Below are 22,114 nucleotides of genomic sequence, written 5' to 3'. Positions count from 1 at the left end.
GATCTCGTTGCCCCGGACGGATATCTCGGACTCGAACTGGTCCTCCACCAGCCGCAGCAGGTGGTCGCCGTGCCCGAGGAGATCGGTCATCTCCACCTCGGGAGGCACGACCAGACGGATCTGGGTCGGTTTCAGCACACCCCTGTCCCCGCTTCCTTTCGTGTCGCACCCGGCCCGAGGAGCGTCCGCACTCGCCCGGCGCACCTGTGATTCTACCACTCGGGCTGCTCTTTCCCCGCTCGCAGAGGGTCTCGTCGGCCCCGTCCGGGCCGGTCTCGGCCAGGGTCGGGAGCCGGGAAGACCTCGGCGGTCATGCCGCAGCCGGAGAGTGCGGTCAGGCGAACGCGGACGACCTCGCCTGCCTGCGCTTCCTCTAGCGAGAAACGTACCTTGAGGTAGTCCTCGGATGTGCCTTCGGCCTCGGGGGGACTCAGCGTCTCGACGAGCACGTCCGCGCACCCGCCCAGCCGCGCCGCGCGATACGCGCGCGACAGCCCCTCCGAGGTCCGGCGGAGCACGCGCGAGCGCCGCGCGACCTCCTCGGCGGACATGCGCCCGGGCATGACCGCCGCCGGCGTGCCCGGCCTGGGCGAGTACCGGAAGACGTGCATGCTCGCGAAGCCGACCTCCTCGGCGAGCGCGACGGTCCCGGCGAACTCCTCGGCCGTCTCGCCGGGGAAGCCGACGAGAGCGTCGGTGGTGACCGCGAGGCGCGGGATCGCGTCCCTCGCCGCCGCCACCCGCTGCGCGAACGTCCGGGCGGAGTACCCGCGGCGCATGGCCGCCAGGACGCGGTCGGAGCCCGACTGCAGGGGGACGTGCAGGTGCGGCACGAACGCGCCGACCGAGGAGGCTGCCTCGAGGAACGCGTCGGTGAGGTCGAGCGGCTCGATGCTGGACAGGCGGATGCGTCCGACGCCGGTCGCGGCGACCTCGCGCAGCAGCGCGGGCAACCCGCCGGGGCCGTCGAAACGCCCGACGTTCGTACCCGTGAGCACGACCTCGGCCACGCCGGCGGCCGACAGCGCGGCTACCTCGGCCACCACCCGCTCGAACGGCTCCGAGCGCGGGCCTCCGCGCGCGTCGGGGACGATGCAGTACGCGCAGCGCGCGTCGCAGCCCTCCTGGACCTTGACGAGCGCCCGGGTGCGGAAGGGCGACGGCGCGCCGCCGCCCGCCGGTGCGCGGGACGGTGAGGCGCCGCGGAGGTCCTCGGGCAGGCCGAGGAGCTCCAGCACGCGGAGCGCAACCGCCTCCGGGTCGGGCTCGACGACGACCCGCTCGCCCAGGCTCGCCAGCGCCTCCGCGTCGAGCCTGGCGAGGCACCCCGTCACGACGACGGCCGGTCGCCGCGCGGCGTTCAGCGCCCGGCGGACCGCCTTGCGGACCTTGGCGTCGGCCTCGCCCGTCACGGTGCACGAGTTCACGACCACCACGGCGGCCTCGCCCTCGCGCGAGAGCCGTACCCCCCGCCGCGCCAGTTCGCCGGCGATCCGTTCGCCGCCCGCCTGGTTGACCTTGCAGCCCAGCGTCCTCACCGCGACGACCGCCCGATCGCCGCGCTCCCCGCCGGGCGGGACCCGGGGGACGCCCTCATCCATCACGGCCCCCGAGACCGCCGAGCTCGTGGATCGCCAGCGCCAGCGCCACGATGCCGGCCGTCTCGGTGCGAAGTACGTTGCGACCCAGCGTGACCGGGACGCCGCCCACCGCGGCGAGCCGGGCGACCTCCTCGGCCGTCAGCCCGCCCTCCGGGCCGACCACGACGGCCACCCGGGCGTCGGAGGCCGTCGCGGCGAGCGCGCCGCGGACGCCGCGGCCCTCCGCCTCCTCCCACGGCACGAGCACGGCGTCGAAGCCCCGCAGCGCCTCGAGGACGCCGCCGAGCTCGACGGCGTCCTCCACGCGCGGGACGAACGCGCGTTGCGACTGCTTGGCTGCCTCCGCCGCCACCCGGCGCCACCGCTGCCCGCGCTCCGCGCGCTTACGGGCGTCCAGGCGCACCACCGTGCGGGCGGTCAGCACCGGCAGCACCTCCTCGGCCCCTATCTCGGTGGCCTTCTCGACCACGAGATCCGTCTTCGGCCCCTTGCCCACGCCTTGCACGAGCGTGACGCGGGGCTCGTGGCGCCGCGGCAGCTCCTCCTCCGGCACGGCGGAGAGCCCGGCGCCGACCTCGGCGAGCCGCACGACGACCTCGCGTCCTCCGGGCTCCACGGCCACAAAGCGGTCGCCTGCCCCCAAGCGCAGCACCCGCTGCAGGTGCCACGCGTCGCCGCCGTCGAGCGCGAGCGCGACGGCCTCCCCCGGCGCGGCGGGAGCGCCGGCGGCGAGCGGCGCGGTCAGGAAGAACCGGTGCAGGGACATGGACTGCCGGCCTACGCGGACAGCCACTCGCGCAGGCGCTGCAGCGGGCTCGTCCGCTGCGCGTCGCCGAGCGACTCCCCGAGCTCGCCGAGGAGCTCGCGCTGCCGCTTGCTGAGCTTGCGAGGCACCTCGACGGCCACGTGCACGACCAGGTCGCCCCGGCCGGGGCGGCGCAGCCGCCTCATGCCCTCGCCGCGCACGCGTACCAGGTCGCCGAACTGGGTGCCGGCGGGCACCTCCACGCTCACCTCGCCCTCCAGGCCGGGTACCTTCAGCACCGTGCCCAGGGCCGCCTGGCTGATCGTGACCGAGGCGCGCACGTGCAGGTCGTCGCCCTCGCGGTGCAGGTACTCGTGCGGGGAGACGCGCACCGACACGATCAGGTCGCCGGCCGCCGACCCCCGGATGCCGGCCTCCCCGGCGCCGGGCACCCGGACGCCCATGCCGTCGGCGACGCCGCCCGGCACCTCCACCTCGATGTCCTGGGTGACGCGCGCACGCCCGGAGCCCGCGCAGCGCGCGCACGGCTGGTCGATCACCACGCCCGTCGCTCCGCACGTCGGGCAGGCGGTCACCGTCTCCATCATCCCGAGGAACGTGCGCCGCCCCACCCTGCGCTTGCCCATCCCGTTGCAGTCCATGCAGGTCGCCGCCGAGCCGCCCTCGCCCGCACCGGTGGCGCCGCACGCCTCGCAGGGCGCGTCGCGCGTGACGCGCACCGACTTCGTCGCGCCGGCGGCCGCCTCCTCGAGCGTGACGGTGACCGCGGCCGTCATGTCGCGGCCCTCGGTCCTCGGGCGCTGGGGGGTGAAGCCGCCGAACCCGCCGCCGAAGAACGCCGAGAACACGTCGTCCAGGCCCGCTCCCCCGAAGAGGTCGCCGAGGTCCGGGGCGGCCGCGCGCGGGTCGACGGTGCCGTACCGGTCGTAGACGCGGCGCTTGTCGGGGTCGGACAGCACCTCGTAGGCCTCGTTGATCGCCTTGAACGCCTCCTCCGCGCCGTCGTGGCCGGCGACGTCCGGGTGCGTCTCGCGGGCCTTTCGCCGGAACGCGCGCTTGATCTCGTCCTCGGTCGCCTCGCGCCCGACACCGAGCACGGCGTAGTAGTCCATGGGTGCCAACGGTCTCCTTCTCCGAGAAGCGCGGCTTACGCGGAGCCGCCGAGCGCTTCGCTCAAAGCGTCCGCGACGCAGCGCACCGCGCTCATCGCGCGGGTGTACTCCATCCTCGTCGGCCCGATCACGCACACGGCCCCGTCCGCGCCCGCGCGGCCGTAGTGTGCGGCCACTACGCTGACCTGCTCGAGGCCCTCCGTCGCGTTCTCGGTGCCGATGCTCACCGTCACGCCGTGCCCCTTCATCGCGCCGGAGAGCACCTTCAGCATCGCCAGCCCGTCCTCTATGGTCTCGATGAGGGGACGGACCGCCGAGGCGTCGGCGAACTCCGGCTGGCCAAGCAGCGCCGACGTCCCCGCGTGCCTCAAGCGGGCACGGTCCTGCTCCACCAGACAGTCTCGCACCGCCTCCAGCAGCCGCGCACCCACCCCCTCGGCCAGCGCGGGGCTGAGACCGGGGAGGTCGTCGGAGGCACGGAACCCCTCGAGCGCCTCGTTCAAGAGCCTCTCGAGAACGCTGAGCTCGGCCGCGACGGTCTCCTCGCCGAGGTCGACGTGCCGGTTCCCGACCTGCCCCGCGTCCGTGATGACCACCACCAGGGCGCGCGCGGCCGACAGCGCCACCACGTCGACGCGACGGATCGTCGCCCCGCGGAACCCGGGCGCGACCACGACCGCGGCGTAGTCGGTCAGGCGCGTGAGCAGCGCACTCGTCTCGCGAACCACGTCGTCGATCTCGTCGGCGAGCCTGTGGTAGTGCGCTCGGACGCTCTCGGCCTCCTCGCCGGTCAGGCCCTCGGGCGACGGAGCGACCCCGTCCACGTACACGCGGTAGCCGGAGTCGGTCGGCACGCGTCCGGCGGAGACGTGCGGCTGGTACACGTGCCCGGCGTCCTCCAGCGCCGCCAGCTCGTTGCGCACGGTGGCGGGACTGCAGTCGAGCCGATACGCGTCGACGAGGTGCTTCGACCCGACGGGCTGGGCGCTGCGGATGTACTCGCTCACCAGGGCGGAGAGCACGATCCGCCTTCGTTCGTTCAGCATCAGCGGCAAGACCTCCTGTTGGCACTCGAGTATAGCGAGTGCCAGGGTCTCAGGTGAAGGTAGGTACCCGAGGAGAGCCGTCCTCTACGCTCCCCGCGCGTTCCAGACGGCGCCGAAGACCTCGTTGCCCAGCAGCCAGCCCCGACGCGTGGTCCGCCAGCGGGAGGCCCTCTTCGTGCCGGGCGGCTCCGTCCGCTGCGCGTCGGACGCCGGAGCGCCGGCCTCGCTCGCCCACCGTTCGACCAGGCCCGCCGCCTCGAGCCGCTCCAGAGCCGCGCGCACGTCCGCGCCGGCGAGCTCGACCAGGGCGTCGGTGACGCCTTCCGCCAGCCGCAGCCCCAGCATGACGTCCTCGCGCGCGGCGTCGCCCGGCGCGAGGTACTCCACCTCGGCGGGCCGTCCGTCCCACCGCTCGCGCACGAACTCCTCCAGCGACGCGTCGGCCATGAGCCGGACGCGCCCCCCGTCGTCCGCGTCCACGCCGAGCCGCTCCAGCGCGAGCTCGCCGAGCACGCCGACCCGCGCGAGCGTCGCCGGCGACATCATGCTGTGCGCGCGAGGCCCGACCCCGGCGTACTCGCCTCCGGTCCAGTAACGCAGGTTGTGTCGCGACTCCTCGCCCGGCAGGGAGTAGTTCGCGACCTCGTACCGGACGAGCCCCCCCTCGCCGAGGACCTCCTCGGCCGCCAGCATCATCCCGGCCGTGGAGTCCTGGTCCGGCTCGCGGAGCTCGCCGCGGCGTACCGACTCGGCCAGCGCGCTCCCCGGCTCGACCGAGAGCGGGTACACGCTCACGTGGCCCGCGCCGCTGTCCAGCGCCCGCTCCAGCGACTCGCGCCAGCCGGACGCCGACTGTCGCGGCACGCCGCACATCAGGTCCACCGACAGCCGCAGGCCCGACCCGGCCACCGCCGCCGCCGCCTCCTCGGCACGCCGCGCGTCGTGGCGTCGCCCCAGCGCTGCGAGGACGTCGTCGTCGAAGGACTGCACGCCCAGGCTGACGCGGCTCACCCCGGCCGCCGCGAGCGCTTCGGCGAGCGCGGGGGTCAGCGAGTCGGGGTTGGCCTCCACCGTGATCTCGGCCCCGGGCCGCAGCCCGACGTGCGCGCACGTCTCGGAGAGCAGCTCGACCAGCCGTTCGCCCAGAACGGTCGGCGTCCCGCCGCCGACGTAGAGCGTCGGGACGTCCTGGAGGACCTCCCCCAGGAAGCCGTCCATCCGCGATGCCGCGAGGAACTCGCCGACAGGGTCCGCGAGCATCCCGTCGGCGCCCGCCGGCCGGGGCCCCTGGCCAGGCGGCCGCCCGGGCAGCGGGATCGAGAAGAAGTCGCAGTAGGCGCACCTGCTCGCGCAGAACGGGACGTGGACGTAGAGCGAGACGCCGCCGGCGGAGCCGACGGCCCCGAAGGGATCGCGTGATCGCCGGGACTCCTCCGCGCTCACACGCGCCTACCCCTCGTCGACCTTCAGGATCGCCATGAAGGCGTCCTGGGGGACCTCGACGTTGCCGACGTTCTTCATCCGCCTCTTCCCGGCCTTCTGCTTCTCGAGCAGCTTGCGCTTGCGGGTGATGTCGCCGCCGTAGCATTTCGCGAGCACGTCCTTGCGCTTCGCGCGCACCGTCTCGCGCGAGATGATCTTGGATCCGATCGCCGCCTGGATGGGCACCTCGAACATCTGCCGCGGGATGATCTCGCGCAACTTCTCGGTGAGCACGCGGCCCCGCGCGTAGGCCTTGTCCCTGTGCACGATGAAGGACAGAGCGTCCACGGCCTTGCCTGCGAGCAGGATGTCGAGCTTGACCAGGTTGCTCTCCCGATAGCCGACGTACTCGTAGTCGAGCGACGCGTAGCCGCGGGTGCGGCTCTTGAGCTGGTCGAAGAAGTCCATGATGAGCTCGGAGAGCGGGATCTCGTAGTGCATCTCGACCGTCGTCGCCGAGAGGTACTGCATGTCCTTGAAGCCCGCCCGCCGGCCCTCGGCCAGCTCCATCACCGCGCCGACGTACTTCGGCGGCACGAGGATCGTGGCGTTCAAGTACGGCTCCTCCACCCGCTCCAGGCGTCCCGGTTCGGGCATGTCCTGGGGGGAATGGACCTCCACCATCTCCCCGTCGGTGCGGAACGCGTGGTATTCCACGCTCGGAGCGGTCGCCAGCAGATCGAGGTCGAACTCGCGCTCCAGGCGTTCCTTGACGACCTCCATGTGCAGCAGGCCGAGGAAGCCGACGCGGAAGCCGAAGCCCAGCGCGTGACTGGATTCGGGCTCGTAGAGAAGCGCCGGGTCGTTCAGCTTCAGCTTGTCCAGCGCGTCGCGGAGCTCGGGGTACTGGTCGCCGTCGATCGGGAAGAGCCCGGTGTAGACCATCGGCTTCACGTCCCGGTAACCGCGCAGGGCCTCGGTCGCTCCGTGTCTGGCCAGCGTCAGCGTGTCGCCCACCTTGACGAGGGCCGGGTCCTTCAGGCCCATGATGACGTAGCCCACCTCGCCCACGCCGAGCGCCCCGACCGGCACGTTCGCCGGACGGCGGACGCCGACCTCCTCCACCTCTGTGGTCTCGCCGGTGGCCATCATGCGCACCTTGGCGCCCTTGCCGATCGTGCCGTCCACCACGCGGACCAGCGCGACTACGCCCCGGTAGGCGTCGAAGTAGCTGTCGAAGATGAGCGCTTTGAGAGGAGTATCCGGATCACCGGCCGGAGCAGGGACGCGCGCGATGACGGCCTCCAACGCCTCCCGGACGCCCTCGCCGGTCTTGCCGCTGGCCAGCACGGCGTCCTCCGCGGGCACCGCGAGCGCCTCCTCGATCTCGTGACGCACGCGCTCGGGGTCGGCCGCCGGCAGGTCGATCTTGTTGATGACCGGGATGATCTCGAGGTGCGCGTTCATGGCCATGAGAGCGTTGGCCACCGTCTGGGCCTCCACGCCCTGTGCCGCGTCCACGACGAGCAGCACGCCCTCGCAGGCTGCGAGCGAGCGCGAGACCTCGTAGGTGAAGTCGACGTGGCCCGGCGTGTCGATCAGGTTGAGCTGGTAGGTACGGCCGTCGTCGGCGTCGTACATGAGCCGGACGGCTTGCGCCTTGATCGTGATGCCGCGCTCGCGCTCGATGTCCATCGAGTCCAGCACCTGCTCGACCATGTCGCGCCCCTCCACGGTGTGGGTGAGCTCGAGCATGCGGTCGGCCAGGGTGGATTTCCCGTGGTCGATGTGCGCGATGATCGAGAAGTTGCGTATGTCTGAAGGCCGGGTCATGGCGGTTCAGTCTAGCAAGCCCCACGCCGCTCACAAAGGGTATCGGGTCTTGGAAACGCGCGGAGGCGTGTGCTAGACTTCACAGGTTCGTCCGCCACCACCCCGCTGCGCGGAAACGGACACGGGCCGGTGAGCCGAAGGGAACCGAGGACTTGGCCAACATCAAGAGCCAGAAGAAGCGCAACATCACGAACGAGAAGCGCCACCAGCGCAACAAGGCGGTGCGGTCTTCCGTCAAGACGGCGATCCGCCGCGCCACCGAGGCCGTGGAGGCCGGCGACAAGGCCGGCGCGCTCGACCGGGCGCAGGCCGCGTCCAGGATGCTGGACAAGGCAGCGTCCAAGGGCGTGCTGCACGCCAACCAGGCCGCCAATCGCAAGCGCGGCGTGATGAAGCGCGTCAACGCGATGGAGGGCTAGGTCGACTCGCCGCAGACCTCCAGCACCCACCGTTCGAAGGCGAGCCGGGCATCCCGGTTCGTCTTCATCTCCGCCTCCGCAGCGGCGGCCGAGCGCAGGGCGCCGGAGGACCCCGCCTGATCATGCCGCGCCGCCTGGGGCGCCAGCTTGCGCACCTGCCAGTCGGCCAGCCCCATCGCTCCGGCGACCTCCCCGCACGAGAGCCCCCGGTCCGTCAGCGCACGCACGGAGGCCAGCTGCCTCACGTGCCGCACCGCCATGGCATGCACGCCGAGGAGCGCCTCCCCTTGCGCGAGCAGGTCCGAGAGCAGGCGCATGGCCCGCCGCGCGTCTCGCATCCCCATCGCCTCCAGGAAGTCGAAGATCGACGCCGGGGCGACGGTGGACAGGACCGCTTCCACGTCCTGCCGCGTGAGCGTCGTCGTCTCGCCGGCGAACGCGACTATCTTGTCGATCTCGGTCGCGAGGCGCCGCAGATCCCGCCCCACCGCCTCCACGAGTGTCTCGGCGGCGTCGATCCCCACCTCCCGGCCCTTCTCCTCGAAGAGTCCGACGACCTTGGCCGGGTACTCGGACCTCTTTGGGGCGGCGTACTCGGATACGCCACCGAGCGCCGCCACGGCCTTGTAGAGCCGCGAGTTCTTCGCCAGCTTCACCCCGACGAGCACGAGACATGTGTGCTCGGCCGGATCCTTCACGTACTCGGCCAGCCGCTGCTGCTCCTCGGCGGGCATCTTGTCCACGTCGCGCACGACCACGAGCCGCCGCTCCGACATGAACGGCAGCGTGTTCGCCGCGGCTACGATCTCGTCCGCGCTCGCCTGAGCGCCGTCGAAGTGGTCGAAGTTGAAGTCGAGGTCGGCCACCCTGGCGAGCCTCTCGCGGAGGCGCGCGACAGCGCGCTCCAGCAGCAGCTCCTCGGAGCCGTGGATGAGGTACACCGGCTTGAGGTCGCCCAGGTCCGACACGAAAGGCCCCTCGTGAGTCGCAACGGGTACGGATCGCCCCCTCGGGCAGCGACACCCCCCGGATTCTCGCACACCCGTCAGCGTGCCGCGAGACGCCCGGGGACCGCCGTGATGACCCTGCGCCCTGCGTCTCGACCCGGAACCCCGCGCGGCCGAAGCGCACCGTCACGTCGCCGTCGCGGTCCGTGCGGTAGATCGCCGCTCCGGCGTTCCGGAGCATCGCCAGAGTGGAGGGCGCCGGATGACCGAACGAGTTGCCCTCTCCCACGCTGACGACGGCGACCTGCGGCCTCCACGCCCGCAGACCCGTCCGGTCGAGGCCGTTGACGCTGCCGTGGTGCGGCACCTTGAGCACCTCCACGGGGAGCAGGGCTCCGTCCGCCTCCAGTCGCGTCTGCGGCAGGCCCTCGGCGTCACCGGTGAGCACGACGTGGGTGTCTCCGGCGCTCACCCCGAGGATCGCGCTCGTGTCGTTGGTGGAGAGCCCCTCCTCTCCGGCCGGCGGCCACAGCACCCGCACCTCCAGCGTCCCGACCTTCCACCGCGCGCCCGCGCCCAACTCCCGCCACTCCCCCACACCCATCGCGCGCGCGACGGGGCGCTCCTCGGCGAAGGACGCCTCCGGCACGCCGGGGACCCCGACCCAGCCGATCCGCACGAGGCCGGCGAGGCCCTCCAGCCCGCCGGTGTGATCGTCGTGGTCGTGCGTCAGCACGACCGAATCCAGCCTCCGCACGCCCTGGCGGGCCAGTGCGCTCCTGATGCCCGCTGCATCCGGGCCCGCGTCCACGAGCATCGCGGCCCCGCCGTCCCGCACGAGGACGGCGTCACCCTGCCCCACGTCCATCACGACGACGCGCGCTCCTCCCGCATGCGGGCCGACGGCTACCAGCCCCATGGCGAGCAGCGCCCCCAGCGCGACGAAGCGCGCATGCGAGGGACGCGACGGACGGGGCCACGTCACCCACACGCCGGCCAGGACCGCGAACGTGACCGCCCCGAGCACCCCCGCCGCGCCCGAGAGAGGGACGGCCGCACCCGGCAGGCGTGCCAGCGCGCCCGCGGCGACGGCGGCCAGCCGCAACGGCAGCGCCGCGAGCCCGATCGCGACGACGGCAGGCCCGCGCGCGAGCGGCAGGACCGCGGCGCCGCAGAGCGCGACGGGGAGCGCGATGGCGACCAGGGGCACGACCAGCGCGTTGGCCAGGGGCGCGGCCAGCGAGAACATGTTGAACGCGGGCACGGCCACGGGCGCCGTCGCCGCCTGGCACGCCAGCGTCATGCCCATGGCCGAGGACACCCGCCGCAGCCGCCCGCCGAGCGCGAGTGACACCCACTCCCCCGCGAGATCGCCGAAGACCGCCAGCCCCGCGACCGCGAGGACCGAGAGCTGCAGGCCGACGCCGAACACCGACCAGGGGACGGCCAGCGCCATCGCGGACGCGGCGAGCGCCAGGGAGGCGAGAGGATCTCCTCGTCGGTGCAGCACCGACACGGCGGCCGCGACCGTGACCATCCCGAGCGCCCGCAGCGCCGACATCTGGAACCCGGTCACCGCGGCGAAGGCGGCGCCCGCGGCCACCGTGAGGGCTACGCGAACCGCGCGGGGGGCGCGGATGCGGGAGACCACCCAGACCGACACCGCGCACACGACGCCCAGGTGGTTGCCCGAGACCGCGAGCAGGTGCGACAGGCCGAGCGTGCGGAAGTCGCGTTCGAGCGGCGTGCCGCTCACGCGCCTCCTGTCGCCCAGCAGCACGCCGGCCATGAGGTCACCGGCCGGCCCCTTCGTGGAGACCGACAGCTCCGCGGCCACGCGCGCCCTCCAGCGGTACAGCAGACCGCGCCACCCCGGCGCCCAGCCGGACCGCTCCGCCCGCCACGCGTTGCCCGACGCCGCTTCGCCGCGCCGCGCCGAGCGGCGCGCCCACTCCTCCGCCGGCTCGGGCGGCCGCAGCGTCGCCGCGAAGCGGAGCCGCTCCCCCATCTGCGGCTCGACCCCCTCGGGGAGCCGCACCGACACGAGCGCCCCGCGGGCTGGCGGGCCCTCGAGACGGCACGCGACGGAGCTGCCGAACCGCCCGGGTCTCGGGTCGGAGACCACCACCGCGGCCCAATCCGCGGCCCCGGCGCCCCGGCACGCCTCGGCCTTGTGCCGCCACGCCGCACCCGACGTCACCGAGACGAACACGCCCAGCGCCAGCCCCGTTCCCAGCACGGCTCGCAAGGCGGCCCCGCGTCTCCGCCTCGCCCCGGCCGAGAGAGCGACCGAGACGCCTGCCACCGCGGCGGCTCCCGCCACCGCCGCCCACTGGGCGCCCGGCGCCCAGCTCCCCTGCCACACCCTCCAGGCGACGTCCTCCCCCAACACGCAGCCGCACCACAGGGCCGCCGCAGCCCACGTCACGGGTGGGACGGACGGCCGGGTCACTGAGAGGCGACGGTCCTCGGCGGCGCTCATCGCACCGTCACCAGGTCCTTCAGCGCCTCGTACTTCTTCTCGCCGATGCCCGAGACCCGCATGAGGTCCTCGGGTCTCGCGAAGGGCCCGTTGGCCGCCCGGTCCTCGACGATGCGCCGCGCGGTCGCCGGGCCGACTCCCGGCAGCGTGTCCAGGGCAGCCTCGTCAGCGGTGTTCAGGTCGACCACCCCGGCCGCAGCGGCCGGCGCGCCCGCGGCGCCGCTCCCCCCGCCCGGCACGGACTGCGCCTTGCCCGACCCCCACTCCTCGCGCGTGGGCAGCGCCAGCTGCTCGCCGTCGGACAGCAGCCGCGCGAAGTTGACCGCGTCGGGAGCGGCGTTTCCCAGCGCGCCCCCCGCGGCCTCTACCGCGTCGGCGACGCGGCTGCCCGCCGGCAGCCTGTACACGCCCGGGTGCGCCACTGCGCCCACGACGTGCACCACCAGTTCCGCGGGCTCTCCCGCCTGCTCCGAACCGCCGGGCGCGTCACCGGCGCCCTCCGGCGCCTCCGTCGTCCCCGGCGCCTCCGACGCGGTGAACTCGTCGCCGCCTGGGGGCCGCGACCGCCAGGCGAACCACCCCGCGCAGGCCAGCGCGAGCACCACGACGACCACGACCTGTGCCTGAGTGACCGAGGAGACCCCGGCGCGCCGCAGCAGCTCCTCAAGCCGTTCGCCCGTCATCGCGACACCCCCTCGCGACGGAGGGGCCGTCGTCATGACCTGACGACGAGTCTACGCGTCGGTCTCACCGGAACCTGACCGGGGCCTTAACGCCGGCGGTGAGCGACGGCTTGGGAACGCTCCTCGGCGAGCTCCCGCATCCCGCGCGCCTACTTCGCCACGATGCTCACGAGCTTGCCGGGCACTACCACGACCTTGCCCACGGTCTTGCCCTCGAGCTGCGCGACGATCCTGTCGAGTCCGAGCGCGGCGTCGCGGACCTCCTCCTCGGACGCGTCGGCGGGCACGGTCACCCGGTCGCGGACCTTCCCGTTGACCTGGACCGCGATCTCGACCTCCTCGGCCGCGGCCGCGGACGGGTCCCACGCGGGCCACGCCTGCGCGTGCACGGAACCCTGCTTTCCGAGCACTCCGCGCCACAGCTCCTCGGCGAGGTGCGGCGTGAACGGCGCGAGCAGCAGCGTCAGGCTCTCGGCCGCCTCTCGCTCCAGCGCGAGGTCGCGCCCCGTCGACTCGCCGCGGCGGTACTCGCCCATGGCGTTGACGTACTCCATCATCGCCGCGATGGCGGTGTTGAGGTTGAACCGCTCGACGTCCTCGGTGACCTTGCCGATCGCGCGGTGCATCAGGCGGCGCAGCTCCTTGGCGGCGACGCCGCCGGAGCCGGTGCCGGAGACCCGAGGGACACCCGTCCCGCCTTCCTCGGCGACCTCGCCCACCAGCCGCCACACTCGGCCGAGGAAGCGATCGAGCCCTTCGAGGCCCTCGAAGCTCCACTCGAGATCCTTGTCGGGCGGCGCCATGAACAGGATGTAGGCCCGCAGCGTGTCCGAGCCGTGCTGGGCGATCATGTCCTCCGGCGCCACGACGTTGCCGCGCGACTTCGACATGGTGTAGCCCTCGAGCTTCACCATCCCCTGCGTGAGCAGGTTCGTGAACGGCTCGTCGACCTCGAGCAGGCCCAGGTCGCGGAAGACCTTCGTGAAGAAGCGCGAGTACAGCAGGTGCAGGATGGCGTGCTCGATGCCGCCGATGTACTGGTCGACCGGCATCCAGTGGCCCGCCTTCTCCCGGTCCCAGATCGCCTCGTCGTTGCGAGCGTCGCAGTAGCGCAGGTAGTACCACGACGAGTCCGTGAACGTGTCCATCGTGTCGGTCTCGCGTCTCGCCGCGCCCGCGCAGGCGGGACAGGTCGTCTCGTAGAACTCGGGGTGGTCGGCCAGTGTCTCGCCCTTCGTGACGTCCACTTCGGCGGGCAGGCGCACGGGCAGGTCGCTCTCCGGCACGGGGACCAGGCCGCACGCCTCACAGTGCACCGCCGGGATGGGGTTGCCCCAGTAGCGCTGGCGCGAGATCAGCCAGTCGCGAAGGCGGAAGTTCACCGAGGACCGTCCCGTTCCGCGCTCCTCCAGCCACCGCGTGACGGCCGCCACGCCTTCGCCGCCCTTGCCCGTGGGCGTCCCGGAGAACGGCCCGGAGTTCACCATGACGCCCGGTCCGTCGTAGGCTGCGTCCCAGTCGACCTCCGCCGGCGCCTCGCCGCCGGTCAGCGACGCGTCATAGCGCTCGCGATCCTCCTCGGGCACCACCACCGGCACGATGCGCAGCCCGTACTGTCGCGCGAACTCGAAGTCGCGCTGGTCACCGCTGGGCACCGCCATCACGGCGCCCGTGCCGTACTCCATGAGCACGTAGTCGGCGACCCAGACCGGCACGGGCTCGCCGTTCACGGGGTTCTGCACGTAGCGCCCCGTGAACGCCCCGCGCTTGACGCGCTCGCCGGCGGCGCGCTCCACGGCGCTCTCCCGCTCCGCGGCGCGCACGACGTCCATCACCGCGCCCTCGTGCTCCGTCCCGACCACGAGTTCGGCGACCAGGGGGTGCTCCGGCGCCAGCAGGAAGAACGTGCACCCGAACAGCGTGTCAGGACGCGTCGTGAACACCGTGATGCGCCTCGGAGCGCCCTCGGCATCGGCGGCGGGCGACTCAGCGTCCTCGGAAAGCAGGGTGAACTCGACCTCTGCTCCCTGCGAGCGGCCGATCCAGTTGGCCTGCATGACCTTCACGCGGTCCGGCCAGCCGGGCAGGTCCTCCAGCGAGTCGAGCAGCTCCTGTGCGTACTCGGTGATCTTGAGGTACCACTGCTCGAGCTCGCGCTTGACCACCCGGGTACCGCAGCGCCAGCACACCCCATCGCCGAGGACCTGCTCGTTCGCCAGCACGGTGAGGCAGCTCGGGCACCAGTTGACCGGCGAGCTCCTGCGCTCCACCAGCCCGCGCTCCCAGAACTTCAGGAAGATCCACTGGCCCCAGCGGTAGTACTCCTCGTCGCAGGTGACGACGGTTCGGTCCCAGTCGTACGAGAACCCCATCCGCTTGAAGCTCGCACGCTGCTTCTCGATGTTGTCGTACGTCCACGCCGCCGGGTGCGTCTCGGACTTGATCGCCGCGTTCTCCGCGGGAAGCCCGAAGGCGTCCCAGCCGATCGGATGCAGCACGTTGAAGCCCCGCATCGTCGAGTACCGCGCGATGACGTCGCCGATGGTGTAGTTGCGCACGTGCCCCATATGGATGTCGCCCGAAGGGTACGGGAACATCTCGAGCACGTACTTCTTCGGGCGCGACGGGTCCTCGGTCACGCGGTTGACACCCTCGCGCTCCCAGACCTGCTGCCACTTCTCCTCTATCGCGTGCGGGTCGTAACGCCCACTACGCTCATCAGCCATCCCAGACGTCCCTCCGTGCGGCCGGTGTCGACGGGTCGCCAGTGCATGATAGCCGAGGACGGGCCCGGCTTCACACTGGCGCCGCCGCCGAAGAGCCGCGGACATCCCGTCACGGGAGGCGTCAGAACGTGGTGTCCCAGTGGTGGCAGTAGTGATCGCACCAGGAGGGGATCTGCTCCCGCTCGTCGACGCCTCTGCCACCGTCACTGTGCACGTTCGACTTGCTGCCGTGGTTGTGGCAGAGCCTGCAGTCGCTGTTGGCGTTGGGGTAGTTCTGCCCGCCGTACGTCTCGGGAGAGTCCACGTACACGTCTCCGTGCCCCCACCCGCCGTTGTGGCAGTCCAGGCACTCCTTATGCCACTGGTCCACCGTGCCGGTGTGGCACGCGTAGCACAGATCCTTCATCCCGTTGCCGCTTACGGCGACGATCCCGGTCCGTTCGTTCACGTTGTCCGCTATGTGGAAGAGGTTGCCGCTCCCGTGCGGGTCGTGACAGGTCACGCACGGCAACGCGGCCATGCCGCGGCGGTACGGCGGAGCCATGCCGCCCGTGCTGCCCGAGTAGCCCGTCCCCGCGCGCGCGCCATGAAAGTCCGCCTTGCTCGTAGCTCCCCAGTTCGCCCCGATGTTCGTCACACCGCTCGGCAAGGTGACGCCCTCGGGGGTGGAGCCGTCATGGCACGCCAGGCAGAACGAATCCGGCGTACCGCCTTCGAAGTACGCGAGGTTCGCCGTCGCGCCCAGAGCATCCCGCGTGTGCAGCCAGACCCACGACGTGGTCGCGGGGTCCCAGATCGCGACCTTCGTCGCATACCCCGGCGTCGGCTCCCCGTACCCGGTCCACAGCACACGGAAGTCCTTGAGAGCCCCGATCTCCTCCGGCGTGATCCTGAAGCGCGCGACCTGCCAGTTCCAGCGCCGGTCACTGGACGCCAGGTCGGTGCGCCAGTACTGCTCGTCCGCCACGCCGACCCGTGTCAAGACGCCTTCGGCCACCTCGGAGCCGGGCGCCGAGGGCGTCGGCGCCGTCGCGGACCCCTCGCTCTCCCATCCCTGCACCGGCGTTATGACGAGCTGCGAGGCGCTCGTGCGCACGCCCGCCAGCACGAGGCGGTCCGTGTTGAGGGAATAGTGCTCGACGGTATCCGGCCACTCGCCCTCGCCAGCCCCGGCAACGGATGTCTCCGCGGCCGGTGTCTCCGTCTCGGACGGCGGCAGCACAGCATCGTCATCGGCGAGCGTCTCCTCGGTCGCCGGAGCCGCGACGTCGTCCATGAGCTCGCCCCACGTCCGGCCGAAGACCAGCTGCCACAGCGAGGGGGCGTCCCTGCCCTCCCCAACGGCTCCGACCGCCGACGCCGAGCTCGTGGACCCTGCCATGGCGTCGTCCTCATCGACGACCCGCGTGTTCCACTCGGCGAGGTATGCGAGGTGCTCCTCGTCGTCCGGGTAGTGTTCGTCCTCGCCGTACGGGAAGTTGCTCATGGCGGCGAAGGGTAGCGGCTCGACCGCATGGGGGACGTCGACCTTGTTGTCCTTGTAGTAGCCGTTCGTGTACATCACGAACGAGCGCCGGGTGCCGCTCCCGGGCTCGGCTGCGGGCTCGAAAGAGAGAGCGAGCTCGTCTCCTCCACCGTAGATCACGAACTTGTCGTCACAGGCGTCGAGGAGTTCGCGGACGTCCCCCAAGCGGGTGTAGGCACCGGGCATGTAGAGGGTCACCCCGTTGCCCTCACCGTAGACGTACTCGTAGCGCTCGTCGCGGCCGCTCTTATCGTCGATGCCGTGGACGCGCAGCTCCGCCGAGACCAACGGCAGCTCGATCATCGCCACGGGGACGTCTTCGCTCGTGTCCACCGCGATCCAGTCCACGTACGTCTTGAACAGGAACGTGAAGCGCACCTTCCGGCTATCCGAGACCCAGATGTCGGAGACGTCGAAGACGTACGGCCTCGAGAACTCCGGCGCCTTGGGCAAGGTGGCCTTGGACGGCTCCGCCGTCACCCAGTTCCCCTCGGCGTCCTGCACCTCGAGCTTGGTCCGCGCGCCGAACGACGCGGAGCGAGCGGTCCCTTCGGGCGTGTCCGGGAACATGCTCACGGCGTCCATGGCGATGCGCACGCTCTCGGCCCCGGCGAGGTCGCCCAGGTCGAGTTCGAGGGTCTGGTAGTCGAAGTCGACGTTGCGGTCCTCGTTGAGCACCACGCACTCGTCGTCGTCCTTCGCGATGAGCTCGAGCACGTCGAGCCCCGCCTGTACGTGTACCGCGCTGACCGGGGGCGGCGCGTCGGCTGCGATCGTCTGCACCACCTCGTCCAGCGGCCCGTACGCCTTACCCCCGGCTTGGGGCTTCTCAGCGATGACGAGCCGGTCGGCGGGCGCGTCCACTGCGTACAGCTTCAGCTCGTCGAGGTAGTCGACCTCGGCGCGCTCCTCCACCAGCCGCAGGTCGTACAGGCCGTCGCGCAGAGCCGGCTCGCTCCGCAGGACGTACGCGTCACGCGGCTCGGGCCTCAGGTACCCGTCCTTCGTCTTGGCCGCGAGCTTGCCCGCCCCGTACAGGTCGGCTTCGAAAGCATGGTCCTCCCCGTCCCACGTGAACAGGAACGGGCACGAGCCGGACGGTTCGACGTCCGTCACGTAGAAGCTGGACTGAGCCCACGGGGAGACCGCGTCGGTGTGCAGGGTGTCACGCGAGCGCACCTGCCAGGTGTAGAGCACGGTCGGCTGGTAGTCATCCCCTCCCGTGAGACCTGTCACGGTGTGCGTCGTCTCCGCTGTCGTGACGGTCGTCCACACGACGCCGTTGCGCCGCAGCTCGAACACGTACTCGACCGGATCCCCGTCCGGACAGGTGACGGCCGACCATGAGAACGTGACGTCCACCGTCGAGGGCCCCCAGAAGCCGTTCACCCTCTTGTCCCCGACGGGAACGAGCGTAGGCGCGGGCGGGGGCTCCACCGGGAAGTACGTGAACTCGGAGACGGCCTCGTTCCCCACGGCATCGACCGTCCGGACCCTCATGTACCAGGTGACGCCGTCCGTGAGCGTGGGCATCAGCACCGCGTGCGAGGTGGTCAGCGTGCCGCTTCCCACGGTCCCCGAACCGTACGTCGTGTCGGTCCCGTAGTCCACCCAGGAGTCCGCCGGCTCGTTCGTCGACCACCTTACCGTCGGTGTCCGCCATCCGGTGGAGACGTCGGTCCGTCGATTCGATACGACCGGCGGGTTGCCGTCGTGATCCGCGCCCACGAGCACGTACACGTCGTTGGAACCGTCGATGAACCGAGAGAACGTCGGCGGGACCGCGACGCTCTTGTCGTAGGGGTCGACGACCTGGACATCCCTGCGATCCAAGTGCGGGTTGTGGCAACTCGAGCACTCTATGCGCGCGCCCGTCCGTTCCTGCTCCCAAGGCATCACGTCGTGATGCGCTCTGGCGTCCCCGCTGGCGGTGAAGCGGCCGAGGATGTCGACCCCCGACACCGAGGACGTCGCCTCGGCGTGGCAGCCGGTCCCGTCCGCGGTGCAGACCCGTGCGTCGCGCCCCCAGGTGGAACCCCGCAACGGCTGCCCTCCCTCTTCCTGTCCGTGGACCGCGTGGCAGGCGAGACAGGATCCGGAGACGTTGGCCGACGGGAAGCTGATCTCCAGCCCCACGTAGTCGGTGTTGAGCGAGCGGTGAACCTCCTCGCCGGAGTCGCCCGTCCCGGCTCCCCCGCTCGCGACCCGTGGATCCGACGGCGCGAACAGGGACACGAGCCCGTCCCAGATCCTCTCCAGGAACGAGCCCACCGCCGCCAGGAGTCGGGGGGGAGATCCGTCGTCCTCGGCGGCCGAAGGCGTCGCGAGCACCTCGTCCTCTCCGACGACACGCGTGTTCCACTCCGAGCGGTACTCCCGGTGCGCTTCGTCGTCGGGGTAGGACTCGTCTGCGCCGTACGGGTAGTTGCTCATCTCGGCGAACGGAAGCGGCTCCACCGCCAGCGAGCCGCGAATCTTCGTGTTCTTGTAGTAGCCGTTGGTGTACGCGAGGAAGTAGCGGACCTCGCCCTCCGCGGCCGGCGCGATCGGCTCGAACGACAGCGCGATCTCGTCGCCCCCGCCGTAGATGACGAACATGTCGTCCGTGCGCTCCAGGAGCTCCCGCACATCGCCGAAGCGCGTGTAGGCGCCGGGAAGGTAGGCGGTGCGCCCGGTCGGCTCCCCGTAGACGTACTCGTATCGCTCCTCCTCGCCGTCGCGGGGGTCCAGACCGCGCAGCCGCAGCCCCGCGGAGGCCATCGGCAGCTCGGTGATCTTCACCGGGACGTCCGCGCTCGTGTCCACCGCGATCCAGTCCACGTACGTCTTGAACAGGAACGTGAAGCGCACCTTCCGGCTATCCGAGACCCAGATGTCGGAGATGTCGAAGACGTAGGGGCGCGAGAACTCCGGTGCCTTGGGCAAGGTGGCCTTCGCTGGATCCGCGAGCACCCAGTTCCCATCGGCATCCTGGACCTCGAGCTTCGTGCGCGCACCGAAGGAGGCGGAGCGCTTCTTCCCCTCGGCCGTGTTGGGGAACATGCTCACCGCGTCCATGGCGATCCGCACGTGATCCTCGGCGGATACGTCACCCAGGTCGAGCTCGAGGGTCTGGTAGTCGAAGTCCACGTTGCGGTCCTCGTTGAGCACCACGCAGACGTCGTCGTCCGATGCGATCTCGGCGGTCACGTCGCGACCCGTGTTCACGTGCACGACCGATCGGGGTGCGGGAGCGTCCTCCGCGATCGTGTGCAGCACCTTCTCCAGCCCGGGGAAGGGCGCCTCCCCGGCTTGCGGCTTCTCGGCCATCACCCGCCGCCCGGCCGGCGCGTCCACCGCGTAGAGCCGCAGCTCGTCCAGGTAGTCGATCTCGGCGCGTTCCTCCACCAGCCGCAACTCGTAGCGGCCGTCGCGCAGAGCCGGCTCGTGCCGCAGCACGTAGTGGTCGTTGGGCTCCGGCTTCAGGTAGCCGTCCTTGGTGACCACCCCGAGCTTGCCGGCGCCGTACAGGTCTGCCTCAAAGCCGAATCGCTCCCCGTCCCAGGTGAACAGGAAGGGGCACGAGCCGGACTCGTAGAGGTAGAAGATGTCCTCGTTCGACCAGCCGTAGGAGAACTCGTCCTTGTCGACGGCCTCGACGCGCCATCGATAGGATCCGACGCCGAGGACCGTCGAGGCGCTCGTGACGTCGTCCGTCCAGGTGCTCCACACCTCCGCACCGCTCCAGTCCCTCACCTGCACGCGGTAGCGGAAGGGGCGATACTCCTCCGACGGCACCGTCCAGGCGAACGCCACCGTGACCGGAGCGATTATCTCCTGGTCGGGCACCGGCGTGAGGACGGGACCGGGAAGGCCGAGCGTGAAGTCGGGCGAGACGTAACTGTCCCCGTCCCCGCTTGCGGATCGGACCCGGTAGTGGTAGGTGCGCTCGGACAGCCCGGAGAGCGTCACGCTATGCGAGGTCGCGCGCGTCGACGTCCCCACCGTGGTCCCGTACGCGGAGGTCGCTCCGTAGTCGACCCAGCTGTCGCTCGGCCCGGAGGTGGTCCAGTCGATTCGCACCGAGGTATCGCTCAGACGCAGCAGCGTCGGCCCGCTGACCAGGTCCGTGTCCTGGGAGTTCCGGGCGCCGGCGAGCAGGTACACGTCGCCGTTCGCGTCCAGGTGCTTCGCCACCTCGAGCTCCAGCCGCGACGTGGTCGGGTCCACCATCTGCCGGTTGGCGAACTGATGCCACGACGACGTGCTGTTGTCCCACACGGACACGACGACCGGGTTGCCGGCCTTCTCCTCGCCGAACCCCCGCCACACGGCGGCGAGCCCGCGGACGTCCGCCCGCGGCTGCTCCACCCGGAAGCGGTACATCTGGTAGTCGTACTCTCCGGTCACCGACGCCAGGCTCGTCACGGTGACGGAGGAGTCCATCGAGCGCATGCCGCCGAGTCGCGCGAGCGCGATGGGCTGGCCGGGCGCGGAGGGCGTGGGCTGCGCGACGCTCTCCCACGCCGCGAAGCCCTCGCTGTCGCAGGACAGCGAGGCGTACCCGAGCCCGCTGTCCACGCTCACATGGCCCGAGACGGACATCGCCCCGGCGCCCCGGTAGGAGTAGCCCGACGGATAGACCGCTCCCGCCGCATCGTGGCACTCTCCGCACAGCTCCGAGCCGGGCTTCCTCGCATACGCGCCGTTGCCCGTGGTCCCGTGGGGCTCGTGGCAGTTCATGCAGTCGCCGGGCGGCCGGCCTGAACCGGGATACGAGACCGCCGCCTTGGTCGACGAGAGCGTCGTCGAGTGCTTGCCGGCAGACGCCACGGACTCGCCGGGGTAGTCCCCCTGTCGCACCTCGTGACAGGCCAGGCACAACGCCTTGTCGTCGGCGGCCGTGCGCGTCGTGCCGTTCGACCGCATGACGACCTCCCGAAGGAGCTGCGGCCGCGCAGAGCCGTGGGGCTCGTGGCATGCGACGCAGGCGATGTCGGCGGCCGAGGGTACCGACCCGAGTGTGGCGTGCCCCGTCCCCGCGAGGCCCGACGTGAGATCGCCGCCGGGCAGCCCCGAGCCGCTGCCGTGGCAGGAGCCGCACACCGCCGTGCCGGTGGAGGCGTGGGATTCTCCGGCGGCGAGCAGCCGCGCGCGCGAGGCGGGATCGGCATGTGCACTGTGGCAGTCCCTGCACTGCAGGGCCCCCTCGGGTACGGGGTGGCGCGACGTCTTGTCCGAGGAGCCTTCGACCGTCTCGCCGAACGCCGACCTGGTGTCGTACACGGACCCTGTGCCGTCGTGGCACGAGTAGCACAGCGTCTTGGGAGTGGACGCTACGAAGAGGTTGTCGGGGGATGCAGCGACGTGAGGAGCGTGACACAGGACGCACTTGGACGAGAGGAAGCTGTAGGGTCCGTGGGCCTCGGCCGCCCTCGCGTCCGCCGGCGCCGACAGCGCGAGCGCGAGCGTCACGAACGCGACCCACGGCAGGCCACGGGCCGCTACTCGAAGCGGATGGCATGAATCAAGAGACACTCGGGTGCTCCCTCCGGAGCGCCCCAGCATGAGGC

General features: G+C 71.5%; 12 protein-coding genes and 1 pseudogene. 1 reads left to right on the top strand and 12 read right to left on the bottom strand.

All coding sequences use genetic code 11. The features are described from left to right. From IBX62_00430 to lepA, 7 genes are all read right to left on the bottom strand, one after another. Positions 1 to 138 (bottom strand): PhoH family protein (locus IBX62_00430; protein MBE0475558.1); only part of this gene is annotated, 138 nt, incomplete at its 3' end. Positions 139 to 212: 74 nt separating this feature from the next. Continuing rightward, positions 213 to 1,601: a MiaB/RimO family radical SAM methylthiotransferase gene (locus tag IBX62_00425; GenBank protein MBE0475557.1), complete on the bottom strand. Its 1,389-nt coding sequence runs from the start codon at positions 1,599 to 1,601 to the stop codon at positions 213 to 215. Continuing rightward, positions 1,594 to 2,367, bottom strand: coding sequence for a 16S rRNA (uracil(1498)-N(3))-methyltransferase (locus IBX62_00420; GenBank protein ID MBE0475556.1), 774 nt, complete (start codon positions 2,365 to 2,367; stop codon positions 1,594 to 1,596). Before IBX62_00420 ends, IBX62_00425 begins: the two co-directional genes overlap by 8 nt. Before the next feature lie 11 nt (positions 2,368 to 2,378). Further along, positions 2,379 to 3,479, bottom strand: coding sequence for a molecular chaperone DnaJ (gene dnaJ, locus IBX62_00415; GenBank protein MBE0475555.1), 1,101 nt, complete (start codon positions 3,477 to 3,479; stop codon positions 2,379 to 2,381). Between the two features lie 35 nt (positions 3,480 to 3,514). Then, complete coding sequence (gene hrcA, locus IBX62_00410; GenBank protein ID MBE0475554.1) at positions 3,515 to 4,525, bottom strand: heat-inducible transcription repressor HrcA; 1,011 nt, start codon at positions 4,523 to 4,525, stop codon at positions 3,515 to 3,517. 84 nt (positions 4,526 to 4,609) lie between these two features. After that, a complete protein-coding gene (locus tag IBX62_00405; protein ID MBE0475553.1) occupies positions 4,610 to 5,968 on the bottom strand; it encodes a coproporphyrinogen III oxidase family protein in 1,359 nt (452 codons plus the stop codon). 6 nt (positions 5,969 to 5,974) lie between these two features. Then, positions 5,975 to 7,780: an elongation factor 4 gene (gene lepA, locus IBX62_00400; GenBank protein MBE0475552.1), complete on the bottom strand. Its 1,806-nt coding sequence runs from the start codon at positions 7,778 to 7,780 to the stop codon at positions 5,975 to 5,977. Positions 7,781 to 7,932: 152 nt separating this feature from the next. Here lepA and rpsT point away from each other — a divergent pair, with 152 nt between their 5' ends. Next, on the top strand, positions 7,933 to 8,199 hold the full coding sequence (rpsT, locus tag IBX62_00395) for a 30S ribosomal protein S20 (GenBank protein ID MBE0475551.1): 267 nt from the start codon (positions 7,933 to 7,935) through the stop codon (positions 8,197 to 8,199). Here the strand turns inward: rpsT and holA are convergent. From holA to IBX62_00370, 5 genes and pseudogenes are all read right to left on the bottom strand, one after another. Next, on the bottom strand, positions 8,196 to 9,167 hold the full coding sequence (gene holA, locus IBX62_00390) for a DNA polymerase III subunit delta (protein ID MBE0475550.1): 972 nt from the start codon (positions 9,165 to 9,167) through the stop codon (positions 8,196 to 8,198). The genes rpsT and holA overlap by 4 nt on opposite strands. A 172-nt stretch (positions 9,168 to 9,339) precedes the next feature. Then, a pseudogene (locus IBX62_00385) lies at positions 9,340 to 11,628 on the bottom strand (DNA internalization-related competence protein ComEC/Rec2). Then, positions 11,625 to 12,287: a ComEA family DNA-binding protein gene (locus tag IBX62_00380; GenBank protein ID MBE0475549.1), complete on the bottom strand. Its 663-nt coding sequence runs from the start codon at positions 12,285 to 12,287 to the stop codon at positions 11,625 to 11,627. Before IBX62_00380 ends, IBX62_00385 begins: the two are co-directional and overlap by 4 nt. 173 nt (positions 12,288 to 12,460) lie before the next feature. Continuing rightward, entirely contained in the window at positions 12,461 to 15,037 is a 2,577-nt protein-coding gene (locus IBX62_00375) for a leucine--tRNA ligase (GenBank protein MBE0475548.1), read from the bottom strand. 121 nt (positions 15,038 to 15,158) lie between these two features. Then, a complete protein-coding gene (locus IBX62_00370) occupies positions 15,159 to 22,079 on the bottom strand; it encodes a hypothetical protein (protein MBE0475547.1) in 6,921 nt (2,306 codons plus the stop codon). Positions 22,080 to 22,114: the final 35 nt, after the last annotated feature.

It is taken from the genome of Coriobacteriia bacterium (genome assembly GCA_014859305.1).
Lineage (GTDB): Bacteria > Actinomycetota > Coriobacteriia > Anaerosomatales > Kmv31 > Kmv31.
Note: the sequence above shows the minus strand (reverse complement) of the source record. Positions and strands in the feature narration are given on the sequence as shown.

Bases quoted from the DNA above. Each gene is read 5' to 3' on its own strand.
- IBX62_00420 (MBE0475556.1), bottom strand. From the start codon at position 2,367: ATGTCCCTGCACCGGTTCTTCCTGACCGCGCCGCTCGCCGCCGGCGCT.
- IBX62_00425 (MBE0475557.1), bottom strand. From the start codon at position 1,601: ATGGATGAGGGCGTCCCCCGGGTCCCGCCCGGCGGGGAGCGCGGCGAT.
- lepA (MBE0475552.1), bottom strand. From the start codon at position 7,780: ATGACCCGGCCTTCAGACATACGCAACTTCTCGATCATCGCGCACATC.
- dnaJ (MBE0475555.1), bottom strand. From the start codon at position 3,479: ATGGACTACTACGCCGTGCTCGGTGTCGGGCGCGAGGCGACCGAGGAC.
- IBX62_00375 (MBE0475548.1), bottom strand. From the start codon at position 15,037: ATGGCTGATGAGCGTAGTGGGCGTTACGACCCGCACGCGATAGAGGAG.
- hrcA (MBE0475554.1), bottom strand. From the start codon at position 4,525: ATGCTGAACGAACGAAGGCGGATCGTGCTCTCCGCCCTGGTGAGCGAG.